This window comes from Candidatus Brocadia sinica JPN1 (assembly GCF_000949635.1).
Lineage (GTDB): Bacteria > Planctomycetota > Brocadiia > Brocadiales > Brocadiaceae > Brocadia > Brocadia sinica.
Map to the genome: position 1 here is coordinate 3655290 of NZ_BAFN01000001.1, position 13594 is coordinate 3668883.

Below are 13594 nucleotides of genomic sequence, written 5' to 3' on the forward strand. Positions count from 1 at the left end.
GAAGATTAAAGATTAAAGATGGACGATAAGATTACCTGGTTTTTGATGCAATTGAACCTATAATTAGAGATACCTCTTTTGATTCCATAATTAAAGCCCTTCTCTCAAATTAATTTTATAGTTAGCGGTTTTCTCTGATACGATCAATTCTTCCTCTTCAGATTTAGCATTATATTTTATTGGCATTCTCCCATTTCCCCTTTTGTACTTCATCTTTTCTCCTTTCTCCTTCATCTTTCATCTTTCATCTTTAATCTTTCCCCCGGTATCTTCCCTTCCACACCTCCCGGCGGTATCCATGATAGCTTAAAAATAGCCCCGCCGCCCCCATCAAAATATTTGATCATTATCTTGTGTTTGCCTTTTTCCAATGTATGTTTACCTGTCACAGATCTTATTGCATGATAACCACCATTATCTATTATCAATATATCATCTATGGAAAGCCACGAACCGTCATCTGACGTTAATTTGAATGTATACGTACCGGGCGCTGGAATATCGATATAACCTCTCCAGACTATGCTAAAAGGGCTTGATAGGGGTTTTTCTCCCTCATAGTCCCAATGAAATTCAATGCCTGTATCGACTTTTTCTTGCACAGGCTCACCCTTCCAATCCACGTTGCCATAATAGCTGGCATGTAATCCATATCCCTGGCTGATTAACTTCTGTTTATCGTTCGCCTGAGAATCTCTGTCTGATGAAACAAGAGGCTGTTGTTTTTTACCCAGATCGTAAATGGCATAGTTTTTCGTAGTTATTATCTGCGTATAATGTGTATCAAAAAATTCCTTGTTTACGCCGATATGTTTCTCGTGAGGACCTATTGTTACATAGCTGGTTTTATATTTATCTATGAGAGATGCCGCTTCAGGATTACCTTTTAACATCTTTCGAATGTCGTGTTCACGCTTGAATGCATCACTATAGCCGTGACTCCATACATGACCGGGGAAACCCATCAATGACTTTCTGCCGGATAGGAATACAAGGTGGTTGTGTATGGGCGCATTCAGGAAGATTGCATCTGCCGGTGTTTCTGCGGAAATACGTCCGGCAAGTTCCATTTCCTCTGTACTAAATTCCTTCCAGCCATAAACGGGGGCCATGGCATATCTGAAAACGTCGATACTTCCTGCAATGGTGAGAAAAAACATGATAATGAAAAAGCCCACGCGTGAAAGAACTTTGTAATGTGTATTTTCATATAAACGGGCCATTGCAAAGGCTGCAATAGGGGTAGTTCCCAAAAACCAGTAAATGAATATTTTTATATTGTCCCAATTCCAGGGTGCGAAGAGTACCAGATTGGGCACGAGGAAGAGTATCAAAAATAGCAAAGTATATATCCCAAGATGTGTAGGGGCACGGTGCCCCGTGCCCTTACGAAAAACGAAAATTAGTGTGAATCCAGCTATCATCAAAGGCCAGAAAAGACCGGTATTCTTTAACCAGAACCAGAGAAAATTTTCCTTCCCTGCCATCCATCCAAAATTTGGTTTAAAAAAACTTCCTCCACCCACGTGTCCGGACAGATAAAGCACCTGCGGTAGTGACAGGATAAAGGCTGGTATAAAGAACAGAAACCATTTCCGCCAGTCCCAAAACATGAGACCCAGTGGTATGGTAACCATCAGCATGGCCAGAAAACTATGTGAGTGGAAGAATGGCAACGTCCCGCCAAGGATGCCGGCAAAGAGAAATTCTCTCCACTTCTTATATTCAATGCCAGTATAGAGGAGAGAAAAGATTAGCATGGTAATCGGAAAACCGAAGAGAAAAGCCCGTTGCGGTACATTGAGGCATGTCAATGGCGTAATCCACTGGTAGTTCAGGCGTTCAATTTTCGTGTAATCTCGTGGCAGGTGCATAAGAAATGACCAGAAACTATGAGATGTATTTGCCAGATCCTGGAAGAAATAGTAAAAACCGAATCCGCCTGCAAAAAAGAAGATAAATAGAGAAAGAATCGCAGCCAACCTTTTTTTTGTCAGACGATAGGCAAAGTAGTAGAGGACACCATAAAAGGCGATGGTTAATAAGAGACCAGGGACGAACAACATGTCTTGAAAACTTAACCCTAGCTTAAGAAAAATGGCAGATAGAAAATCGGCCAGAAATGGATAGACCAGCTTCTCACCGGCAAAAGACGGGTCCTGGGGCGGGATATTATTCCCCCATACAAAGGAGGTGATATAGGCCATATGGAGCGGCAGATCGCCATAATTGTTTGTTAAGCCAACATACAGCCCGTCCTTTTTCAAAAGAATCGTTCTGGAAAACAAACACCAGAATATGGTTGTAAAGAAGGAAAATACTGCAATATGTATATAATAGGACAACGTATTGAGAAGAAAATCGTTTTTTATCTCTCTTGCCTCATTCCGTATCCTTTCTTTAAGCGATGTCCATTTGATCCAGAGAATGAGTGAACAAAACACGATAAGCAAGCCGGTTGAAAGATAAATGCTTTTGCCAGAAAGTCCCCAGAGTAAGGAAAAGAGGTAAACAAGCCAGGTGTGAAGCCCTAATCCTATGACCACTCCGTAAGCAACTCTTTCAAAGATGGAGTACCTTGCTGACAGAAAATACGTAAGGAAAAACCCGGTAATAACGGAAACAATGATAAATAGCACAACGTATGTCATAAAATATTTTTTAAAAAACAACCTTTCTTTTAGTGAGTTTCATTTATTGTCCTAAACTCTTTCTTCTATTTAATCTTTTATCTTTACTCCTTTACCTTTAATCTTTCCTCATGTATCTTCTCCTCTCCGCCACCCGGTGGTATCCACGACAACTTAAAAACTGCCCCTCCTCCACCATCAAAATATTTAATCATTATTTTGTGTTTGCCTTTTTCCAAGGTAACTGCACCTGTCATAGATTTTATTGCATGAATGCCACCGTTGTCTATCACCAACATGTCATCTATATAAAGCCACGAGCCGTCATCCGAGGTTAATTTGAATGTATAAGCACCCGGTATGGTAATATCCACATAACCTTTCCAAATAGCGCTAAATGGGCTCGATATGGGCTTTTCACCATCAGTATTCCAATGAAATTCAATATCCGTATCGATATCTTCGGTTATCGGCTCACCTTCCCAATTTATATTACCATAATAGCAGACACGTAATCCATACCTTTGATCGGCTAAATCTTGTCCTTGTGTGCCTTGAACAAGGATTTGTTTGCTGTCCATGTGATTAACTTCATAAACACGATACTCTTTATTCTCTAAAATTTTTTTATACCGCGACTTAAAATATTTTTCGTTAGCATGGTAATCGTGTCGTTCTGCGGGACCTATGACAACATAATTTATGGCATATTTCTTGATCAGGTGCTCGGCATCGGCTCTACCGGAAAAGATCGTCATCATATTGCGCGCCATTTGTCCGTAATCAATGCCATATGTCCACATCCAGCCTTTGTAACCCAATAGTATTTGACGACCTGCCTGCGTTGAGACCCAATGATTGTGGGTATCTGCCGTGAGTACCCTGTCTGTCGCCCTGGAAATTCCACGAAACTCCTTTGCTAGCGCAAGGTCTGCGTTGCTCCACATAATATTACTCAGTTTTCCCGTTCGGGTAAGGCGCCAGAGATCAAGAAACCCGGATGCGGTCATTGAAATAAACAATAGCACTACCACTCCTTTTAGCGCTATATTCTTTCGCCAGAGTTCTGCTAAATACGATGCAGCGGGAATGCATAGCACGAGATAACTCCAGCTTAATACTTTTGAATTATCCCAGGCATATGGCTGAAATAATATGAGGTTGCTCAGAAGGAAAATTGCGAGCCCACCGATAATAAAAGGATGTTTATAATACTTTGTTTGCCAGATTGCCCATAGAGAAAACGGAAGGAATAGTCCCCAATTGAGCCACCAAAAATAAAAATAATTCACGTTTTTTGACCGAGCATTTGCAAGCCATCCCGGATACCATGAAAAAAAGCTCGAGGTAATTTCGCCTCCGTAGAACCACCGATATATCAAAATCGACGGGACAGCAGCAGAAAATGCAAACAATATCCATTGTTTCCAGCTTCTCAGTGTGCATACGAAAAACACCATGCAAAATATTGTGAAGGCAATGTACGAGTGGATATGGATCACCAGCATAAAGCTGGAAAATACTCCAAGCAGAACAAGCCATACATTCGGGACGTCACGAAAATGTCTCTGCATCCACTTGAGGAGGATGGTAAGCATTACCAGCATGATGGGCATTCCAAGCAAGAGTGCGCGCTGAGGGACAAGTTGCCCGGAAAAAACATTGATCCATTCAATACAATTTTCGCCGATATGCGTATATTCTTTCGGAGGAAACAGTATCGTTTTCCATGAGGGCTTTTTCGAAAAATCTTGAACGAACCAATAAAATCCCATCCCCCCGCCCGCAAAAAATAATGTCAAGGCAGTTAAAGCCTGCCAACCGGATTTTAAAATAAAACTGTACAAAAGATAAAGTGCAATCAACAAAAATATGGTCGTAATAATTGAGGGGATAATAAAGGCGGGCACCTGATCTACACCAAGGCGAATTAAGAGGCCGGAAATCATATCCGCCACAAACGGATACGTAAACTTCCGTGCGTAATAGAGCGGATGCACCGTGAACCAATCGGTAACTGGGCGATATGCAAAGGCGCTTGCATAAGAAAAATGCGCTGACCAGTCAGCCCAAATGCCAATCCAGCCTGAAGTCAGGCCATCGCGCGTCCAAAACAGCATCCTTGGCCAGAGATAAATGAAATATGTCCCCCAACTCAACAACGCTGCCAGCAAGCCAAAGGGATAATGCAAATACCCTTTTCGCAAAAACAGTTTTACTTTTTCATAAATAGGTAAATCTGACATTTTAAGTAATTTTTATATGATAAACCCTTTTATCTAAAAAGATATTGCCAGAAGAAAACGTATCTTAATGAATGGCGACCCCCATTGTCTACGATAATTCTCTCGTTAAGATAAACCTGTGAACTATCATCAGATCTTGTGGTAAACTTATAAACGCTCTTCTTTAATATTTGAATGTAGCCCACCCATATCTATACTAAATGGCGATTTATAAGGTTTTGATTCTTTATTGAAATTGAAAGAGATCTGATTCGGTTCTACTTCTGTTAAAAATGGTTTACCATCGCATTCTGTCCCACAGAAATAGTTAGTTAGTAGTCCCATCTCAAGTTCTTGACTTGTTATTTGAATCGGAGCAATGGGGTTGTCAGTTTCTATAGAACAGAGGGCATGAGCTATGTCAGGAGAATATATCATCTTAAATGTTTTAATTTTTTAAAGGTTTCAGGCGCTTTTTCATTTCCCAAATTTATACGCTCACATAGAAAGGCACTATTTTAAAAAATATTTTCCATAAAGCATACAAATTGTTTGATTTTTTGAAAAATAGTTCTTATAAATGGAAGTTAATTAACACTAGGAACTTCATGTTACGGACATTCTTTAGAGGAATAGAGTAATCTACACGTCGCCACTCTCAAAATCAAAGGGCCTTTTCATAACCCTCCTCATCATCCTGTTAATAGGTGGTATATATACAGGTATCCGATTGTTGCTTCCTCAGCATGGATTGACTGGGAATTACTTATATCCTTCTGAAGGAGAAAATGCAGTACTCCATCCTATAAATGTGTCTCCACCAGAGATACGGTCTGGCCTGAACAAAAAGGTCTACAAGGGAAACCCGAAGGCACAGCTAATAGAAGAAATAACCGAAGATAAACCCATTTATTTCGAATGGCATTCCGATGCAAAAAAATCTTACAAATCGCCATTTACCATCGAATGGAATGGACTTTTAAAAATAGAAGACCGGTGTGATTATACCTTTCTATTGGGTTCAGACGATGGATCAGAACTGTTTCTCAACGGCAAATGTATCATCAATAATGGGGGTGTTCACGGCCTTGTAGAAAAAAGACAAACGGTATGCCTTGAGCCGGGATTTTACCGAATTCATTTGAAGTATTTTGATCAAGGTGGCAAGTCTATACTGCATCTGAAGTGGAAGTTTTCAAATGGAGAAGAAACGGTAATACCGCCATCTCAATTCTATCAGGAAACAAATATCCGTGATTTACATGCAGTTGACACTACAATACCTTACATCTTAGAAATAGAACCCAATAGTATCATAAAAGAGACAAACGTTGTATTCAAAAAAAATAATCCTACCCTCGTATTTAAAAATCACGGTATACTGAGGACCTATTATGTAAATTATTGGGATAATCACCGTTTTGACCCACCGACAGAAGTTCCTGCTTACAATATCCTATGGAGGGGATCTATTTGGATACCAAAGGACGGCACATATACATTTAAATTCAACACAAATGGTGATGCTTTTTTGTTTATTGATTCAAAGCCTATTATAAAATATCGTACTGGAAGTGATTCAACCGCACAAGTATCTTTGGAGAGGGGTTGGAAATCTATACAAATCAATTATTTTAATCCAAAGAAATATGCTACATTACATCTGCTTTGGCAAAGGCCAGATAATAGCAAACTCACAAGTATTTCCTCACGGTATTTAAAGCCTTCCGAGGATACAGGGTTCTTAAGGGGGGCTAGATTACGGTGTGCGGCAGGATTTATCATTACCTCCGTTTCTATCATCCTTAGTTTCTTCCTGGTATTAAGGGATACAATCGCAAATCGTATTCAAGGATATCTTGCTTATATAAAACAAAATTGGTCTATCGTAGCTTTGATTGTTATTGTTATTCTTGGGGCTATTTTAAGGCTTAACAATTATAGTGTAGTTCCACCTCACGGGGATACGATGGACCCTTATTCAGAGGCATGGAATGGTTATCATATTCTGCATGGTGATGGACCTAAATCATGGGAACCACCCTATTTTTTGTCAGCCTACAAAGCCGAAGATGTAAAATTTATTCGATGGTTTGGGGACAGTTTTAGGATTGTAAAAGGCTATATTGATCACCCACCCTTATTTTCCATTTTTGCAGGTATCCCCCCGACAATTTGTGGCGCTAAGGATTATTTAGATTGTCGGTTTACCACGATCAATTTGGCTCCAATATTTTTCTCAACGCTTACCATTGTTCTCGTATTTCTTGTTTCTTATAATATATACCACTCCAATACACTAGCCATTATTGCAAGCCTGCTTTACGCCACAGTTCCACTCTTTGTTGCTGCTGGAAGAATTGCCAAAGGAGACGGTCTGCTTGCGCTTGTTTTCATTTCCGGAGTATTTTGTGTTTTAAAATATATCGAATCTCAAAAAAAGAGATACATGATTTTTGCCGGGCTCCTGGCAGGGTTGTCGTTCTGGTGTAAGGAGACAGGTATCTGCGCGATTGTAATTTTTCCCATACTATTGGGACGAAAGGGCTTTATAAAGGAAGCTGGCATAATTGCAGGAATTGGTTTTCCGGTAGCAATAGGCTATTTTCTGTATAATTATTTAATTAATCCAGAGGCATTCTTCAAGATGCTGGCTTTACGCAATGAACAGCACGTGACGGTGTTCAATATTGTGCTTAAGTATTTAAAGGAACCTAGACTTGCCCAGGTCACTGCAAATTTTGGTATGGGATATTTCTTGTGGTTTTGGTATGCAATAGTTTATTCGATGGGGAAAAAAGACCAAGTCGTTCCCATAACGACCTTTATTTTTCTCATGTGTCTGTGTGCCGTATCATCGGATATTTATTCATATGGCTGGTATCTTTTTCCTATGTATCCCTTTATGGCAATTGCGGGTGGATTATTTATGAGGGATTTTATCTCAAAGCCAAATACTGCAAAGGCGCTCTTAATACTTTTACTACTAATGGCAGTTCCTTTAAAAGAAATCCTTCCGGGAGATTTATCTAAGGCACCGTGGCTGTTTAGATGTTATCTTGCCATTGGCATCCTTCCTTTCCTGGCAGTTGATTTTCTGAGAAATCGGATTAGTGCCACGATTGCTAAAGCTACCTGTTATACCTATATTTCCCTTTTCATCATGATGAATGTCTATATCGTTTATCACTTACAAGACGTCTATGACCCACTGAAATAAACGAATCCATCAACTCTTTTCTTTGCCTGTGGCTAAACTGTTAAAAATTATTTATTGGTGTTATTTAGTATTGCACAATTCATTATATAATTATAAACGTTATCTTCGCCGAGTAGGCACCTCAGTCCATCTGGTATTTCCCAAAATACCTTAATGTGTCCTTTTCCCATACTATTGTAATATTTAACCTTGATGTCGTAATACCCTTCGGTCAAATACATTGTTCCTTCTTTGGTTCTAATTCCATGGTCTCCTCCATTATCGACAACCAATTTGTCGTTAATGTATAAAAATGACCCGTCATCCGATTCCGTATAAAATTTATAGAGTCCACTTCGTGGGGCATATAATCTGCCACTCCAAATAATGCTATATTGTTTTCCAGAAAAGATCTCGTTAAAGGATGTATCATAAAAAGAAATCCTATTGTCATATCGGACCAATTTTGGTTTGCCATCAAATGACTTGTTTTCATAGTACCAGCCTAAAAAACCTGGCCGTGTAATATAGTTACTTTCTTTATTGAAAGTCGCCTTTTCTCTCCCTAAAATTGCAATGACGATTTGTGTGCTTAATATACTGACAAGAAGAATAAGTAAACTTAGCTTAAAATATCGTGCATTTCTTTTCAATAGAGCAGCTCCCTTATTTATTTTAGAAATAGACCATGAGCTATGAAAGACATCAGTAACCTTTAATTCTGCCGTACGGCTAAAACTCATTATCCCAATTACCATCATCAGATAAAATGGCACCAATGATAAAGCATCTGGCAAATGAAGGACGTTGCCTAAATTGAATGAATTGAATGTGTCCCCCAAAAAATTATTTGTGAAAATAGGCATTTTATTGAGTGACAGATTTGAATCGAAAAAATTCTTGAAATAGAATTCCATTACAGGATTTCGGTATCTGCCAGAAGGAGTTTCTGGTGTGACAGAAACTGCCATGAGCATAGAGAAAAATGATGCCAATGTACTACATATCGATATTTTTGGATATTGCTTTATAAAAAAAGAAGATAAGAGAACCGTAAAAGGTATCATCGCCACAAGATGCCGAGGCCCCAAAGACCACCCACCGTCCCAATGACGGTAAGAGGCATTAAAAACAAAAAAATATAGAGTTATTACGGCTGAAATGAGAAATTCTTTGGAAACAGCCTCTTTCTTTAAGAAAAAGTAAATCCCGGGAAAAAGTAAAAAAAGGAACGGGCAATAAAAGAATATACCCCTGTAAGAATCGAAAGAGATCTTATATAAAGTTGTTATACGAGGAAAGGAAATTGTTTTAACGGTTTCTTTTAAACCAGAATGAATTTCTGCATCTCTAATAAAAAACGAAAAGTAGCTGAAATGGATAGGATTACCATAACACAAGTAATTGTAAAACAACAAGAGTAAGGCTGGAATGGAAGACCCCATTAAGAAATAAATGATGTATTTTCTCTTTTCCGATGTAATAAAAAATACATAAAGGAATAACATCATCCATATGAAAAAACAGGGATATTCAGTGATTACCGAATATCCCGCTAATAAACCGCTGAAAAAAAGGCTCGAAAAATAATGTATCTTTTTGTTTTTTAGAACAAAAAGGATGTAAAAGGCGATAAAGGAACATGCGGCGGCGATTTGATGCGCGTATAAGATTGTTGAGTAAGCAAAAGCTGTTGTTCCAAAGGCATATCCCATAGTTCCAATAAATGCTGCCAAAGTGTGTTGTGTTAAATTGTAAATGAATTTATATAGTACAACACATAAAATAGCAGAAATGAGACCAATCGTTAGCCAACTAATAAAATAGCATACAAATAAGAAATAGGTGTCTTCCTTCATGAAATGAAGGAAGAAATTTTTTGATTGAAACAATACAAAACCGATGGGAACACTAAGGAAGGTCAAGCCAGGGGCTTTATTAGGAAAGACAAAACCTTTATATACACTTATGTCGTGGGTATTGTAAGCAAACCTGTTTATTGAAAGTTCACCATATTCAACAACCGATCTGATTTGATCATAAGTAGCATTTTGGTTGGCGCCGCCACCGTGAAAAAAGTATCCATAAGAAAAAAAGCATAAAAAGAATAAAGTAATCTCTACTTTGTTAATCTTTACCCATTGCCACATTTTCAAATAGAAAGCCATCGGTTGTTAAAATATTTTCCTCTAAATAAAATTGTATTATAGCAAACGCCTTAATTCACAAATATGTACACAAAGAAAGGAAACTTTCATATACCATCCATACAGCACTTAGAAGTAAGCCGGCATACTTATTTTCGCCCAACAATTATTTGATTTAATAATAAAAAGTCCAACCTGCATAATTTTAGCATCTTTTCAACCGGCAATTCAAAGGGCATTCCTATGGGGGAGATCATGAATTGTTCTGCGTTTACTATTTCAAATCCTGCTTTTTTAAATAATGAGATTAGTTTACGTAAAGTAATGAGTTCGTTATGTTCCTCTTCATTTAAATGACCAATATGAGTAGCAATTCTCTCCCAGAATGGATGTGGAGTTGTTATGACAATGATGCCGTTTTTCCGAAGGATTCGAAAGGTTTCATGGACTAATTGGATTGGATCAGAAACGTGTTCAATAATTGCAGTGGCAGTAACAACGTCAAAGACATTATCTTTGAATGGTAATACCAAAGCGTCACCCCTGATCAGATGAACGTTTTCGCTGTCATTGCACGAGATCAAATCACTGGCATATTCAATACCTACACAGGTTGTATCTGGGAATATTTCTTTCATCCTGTTTAACATAAGACCATCAGCGGCGCCAATATCCAAAACTGCTTCAGGTCTTTTTAAGGAGAACGTCTGGATGCTTTTTAGTACCTCAAAGGTCCTTCTTTTCAATCTGTAAATGTGTGACCGCTTTCTTTGACGTGCAATGGCGTATTCTTTATTCAAAACCCCTTTCATGACTGCATCCCAAAGACCTTCAGTCCAGCCCTTGCCATACGTTTAAATTCTCCGATAGAGCGCACGTGTATCAATCGCTTCAAGATATACCTAGGTCTCGTATAAAAACTCTTATAGGCATAAACAATTAATTCTTGAAGTTCCTCTCGTGTAAAATTTTCTTCCCAGCACCGTGGCTGAAAGTCTTTGGTGGGATTTTTGGCAAATTCTCGCCAGAAATCTTCTTTTATGATGCCATCTCTCAACCCCATCTTATATATTTCCGTGGCAGGGAATGGGGTAAATATTGTGATATGTACGAAGTCAGGCTTTAACTCCCTGGCGAATGCAATTGTTTCCATGATTTCTTTCCTCGTTTCTTTTGGACATCCGATCATGAAATATGCCAGTACGGATATACCAGCCTCTTTTGTCTCTTGAAAGGTAGTTCTTACTCTGTCTACGGTAATTCCCTTATTTAATATCCTGAGTATTTCTGGATTGCCCGATTCTACCCCGTAATGGATACGTTCGCAGTTTGCCTCTTTCAGTTTTTTTAATAAGTCTTTGTCAATGTTATTTACCCGTGCCCTTATGTCCCATCCGATATTGAGTTTTCTTCTTACAATCTCATCGCATACTTCTATTACGCGCTGTCTGTCTATGGTAAAGGTGTCATCGTAGATCAGGAATTCCCGTATGCCCAGTTTTACGCACGCTTCCATTTCATCTACCACGTTTAACGCAGACCTTGCGCGAAAGCTTTTGCCCAAATGAGGTCGATCGCAGAAAGTACATCGGTATGGACATCCCCGGCTCGTAAACATCGTGGTGACAGGCGTTCTCTTTGCCATGAGAGAACTATATTTGAGGATAGGGGTCATGTGCCTTGCAGGGAAGGGCAAGCTGTCAAGGTCATCGTTGAGTGGCCGGGCGCCTGTGTTAATAATCCTGCCGTCTTCTTTAAAGACTAATCCGGGAATATTCTTTAATTTAGTCCTATCGCTTATGTTTTCTACAAGTTCTTTAAAGGCAATTTCCCCCTCGCCCAGAACAAGAAAGTCAACCCCGACGATATTTATGGTTTCTTCCGGATAGATGTGCACATGCGGCCCTCCCAAAACAACCTTTATGCTTGGGTGAATGGATTTTGCCAGATTTATAACCTTTATGACGTCTATGAGGGTAAAGGTCATGGCTGTTATACCGATGACATCGGGCAATTTGGTACGAATGATGTCCTTTAAGCGATCGTAACCGATCTCCTCAGCCTGAGTATCCAGGACTTCCACGCCAAAGTCTGTGTGCTTTTCCAGGTAACCAGCAATGTATAATATTCCAAGAGGTGGATTGTAACCTCGTTCCTCTTCGATAATGCTGGGATTGTTTCCCAGCAATTCATTTTCAGAAGGTGGATTGATTAAAAGGATTTTCATGGTTGGCTTCTTTTATCTATAAGATCGGCAATCATGCCGATGGCCAGAATTTGTACCCCGGAGATAAAAAGTATGACGGTGGTAATGTCCATAATCTTAGGGGTAAATAAATAACTCAGTACAAGAACAGCGATACTCGAGATGAAGAAAATTGCGCTCATAGGCAAAAAAATCTTGAGCGGATCGAAATATAAAACCGTCCGGATAATGAGTTGTAGAAAGTTCAGGGTATCCCGGATAGGGCGTATCTTTGACCTTCCCGAGCGTATTTTATATTCGATGGGGATGAATTCAACTGCGTAATCGTTTGTGAGCATAGCAAGTGTGATTGTTGTTGTGAAGGAGAAGCCATCGGGGAGCAAATGAATAAATTTCATTACCACGTCTTTTTTCATTGCACGGAAACCCGAGTTCAGGTCCGGAATCTTTGTTCCGGTCAAATAATTGGCCAGTTTATTGAGCACCCATTTTGCAGGCCGTCTTGCCAATGGAATATTTGAATCGTTGTTTCCTCTGGCCCCAACGACCATCTCACTCTTTGATAATTGAGCAAGCAGCTTGGGGATATCCTGTACAGGATACGTCCCATCGGCATCTGATATAATAAACGTGCTATATTTTGCGTGCCGGATACCGGTTTTAATGGCGGCTCCATAACCTCGATTGAAGGGGTGCCGGATCAATATAATATCCTGAGTGTTCCGTATTATTTCAGATGTACCATCGGTAGAGCCATCGTCTACCATGATAATCTCCCATCGATTGCCATACCGTTTTTTTAATGATTGCAGGGACTCGATTACTTGCAGTATTCCTTCCCTTTCATTATAAACGGGAATGATAATGCTTGTTTCTTCTATCATGTATCACCTTTATTTTGTAATTAGTCAGCCATAAAACCTGGTGGCTGAACTGTAATAAAAATTATTATAATTCATGCATATAACATTCTCAATCTTTTTAATTCTGGGTAAATATAAGGGTTCTGGAGAAGTCAATATTAAAAAATGTTATTGATTTTGACGAAAATTATCTGTATACATATCATATGTTTTTATGTAATACGGCTATAATCAAATTATTTCTCCCTTTATATTGCCGCTTGCAAAGTAGTAATGAAGGGTAATATTGACAAACCTGGTCCCGTATGTTTTGACCAGGGACTG

General features: G+C 39.1%; 10 protein-coding genes. 2 read left to right on the top strand and 8 right to left on the bottom strand.

Features of this window, described 5'->3' with window-relative positions:
- Positions 1–90 precede the first annotated feature (90 nt).
- The 4 genes from BROSI_RS20250 to BROSI_RS21510 form a co-directional block, all read right to left on the bottom strand.
- Positions 91–234, bottom strand: a complete 144-nt coding sequence (locus tag BROSI_RS20250; RefSeq protein WP_162183206.1) for a hypothetical protein — start codon at positions 232–234, stop codon at positions 91–93.
- Positions 231–2651: a PA14 domain-containing protein gene (locus tag BROSI_RS16730; protein ID WP_052564923.1), complete on the bottom strand. Its 2421-nt coding sequence runs from the start codon at positions 2649–2651 to the stop codon at positions 231–233. The genes BROSI_RS20250 and BROSI_RS16730 overlap by 4 nt, the downstream gene beginning before the upstream one ends.
- 83 nt (positions 2652–2734) lie before the next feature.
- Positions 2735–4876, bottom strand: coding sequence for a PA14 domain-containing protein (locus tag BROSI_RS16735; protein ID WP_052564924.1), 2142 nt, complete (start codon positions 4874–4876; stop codon positions 2735–2737).
- Between the two features lie 29 nt (positions 4877–4905).
- Positions 4906–5061 carry a PA14 domain-containing protein gene (locus BROSI_RS21510; RefSeq protein ID WP_420886062.1) on the bottom strand — a complete coding sequence of 52 codons (156 nt, stop codon included), beginning with the start codon at positions 5059–5061 and terminating at the stop codon, positions 4906–4908.
- A gap of 545 nt (positions 5062–5606) precedes the next feature.
- Here BROSI_RS21510 and BROSI_RS16745 point away from each other — a divergent pair.
- Entirely contained in the window at positions 5607–8075 is a 2469-nt protein-coding gene (locus BROSI_RS16745) for a PA14 domain-containing protein (protein ID WP_157842591.1), read from the top strand.
- Between the two features lie 47 nt (positions 8076–8122).
- Here BROSI_RS16745 and BROSI_RS20060 read toward each other — a convergent pair whose 3' ends face one another.
- Positions 8123–8851 carry a PA14 domain-containing protein gene (locus BROSI_RS20060; RefSeq protein ID WP_157842592.1) on the bottom strand — a complete coding sequence of 243 codons (729 nt, stop codon included), beginning with the start codon at positions 8849–8851 and terminating at the stop codon, positions 8123–8125.
- Between the two features lie 157 nt (positions 8852–9008).
- Between BROSI_RS20060 and BROSI_RS20065 the strand changes: the two genes are divergently transcribed.
- A complete protein-coding gene (locus BROSI_RS20065; protein WP_157842593.1) occupies positions 9009–9167 on the top strand; it encodes a hypothetical protein in 159 nt (52 codons plus the stop codon).
- 1183 nt (positions 9168–10350) lie between these two features.
- Here the strand turns inward: BROSI_RS20065 and BROSI_RS16755 are convergent.
- The 3 genes from BROSI_RS16755 to BROSI_RS16765 are packed head-to-tail and all read right to left on the bottom strand — an operon-like array spanning position 10351 to position 13291.
- A complete protein-coding gene (locus BROSI_RS16755; RefSeq protein WP_052564928.1) occupies positions 10351–11013 on the bottom strand; it encodes a class I SAM-dependent methyltransferase in 663 nt (220 codons plus the stop codon).
- A complete protein-coding gene (locus tag BROSI_RS16760; protein ID WP_052564929.1) occupies positions 11010–12428 on the bottom strand; it encodes a B12-binding domain-containing radical SAM protein in 1419 nt (472 codons plus the stop codon). Before BROSI_RS16760 ends, BROSI_RS16755 begins: the two co-directional genes overlap by 4 nt.
- A complete protein-coding gene (locus BROSI_RS16765) occupies positions 12425–13291 on the bottom strand; it encodes a glycosyltransferase family 2 protein (protein ID WP_200891777.1) in 867 nt (288 codons plus the stop codon). The genes BROSI_RS16760 and BROSI_RS16765 overlap by 4 nt, the downstream gene beginning before the upstream one ends.
- Positions 13292–13594: the final 303 nt, after the last annotated feature.

Bases quoted from the DNA above. Each gene is read 5' to 3' on its own strand.
- BROSI_RS16765 (WP_200891777.1), bottom strand. From the start codon at position 13,291: ATGATAGAAGAAACAAGCATTATCATTCCCGTTTATAATGAAAGGGAA.
- BROSI_RS16755 (WP_052564928.1), bottom strand. From the start codon at position 11,013: ATGAAAGGGGTTTTGAATAAAGAATACGCCATTGCACGTCAAAGAAAG.
- BROSI_RS16760 (WP_052564929.1), bottom strand. From the start codon at position 12,428: ATGAAAATCCTTTTAATCAATCCACCTTCTGAAAATGAATTGCTGGGA.
- BROSI_RS16735 (WP_052564924.1), bottom strand. From the start codon at position 4,876: ATGTCAGATTTACCTATTTATGAAAAAGTAAAACTGTTTTTGCGAAAA.
- BROSI_RS16730 (WP_052564923.1), bottom strand. From the start codon at position 2,651: ATGACATACGTTGTGCTATTTATCATTGTTTCCGTTATTACCGGGTTT.
- BROSI_RS20250 (WP_162183206.1), bottom strand. From the start codon at position 234: ATGAAGGAGAAAGGAGAAAAGATGAAGTACAAAAGGGGAAATGGGAGA.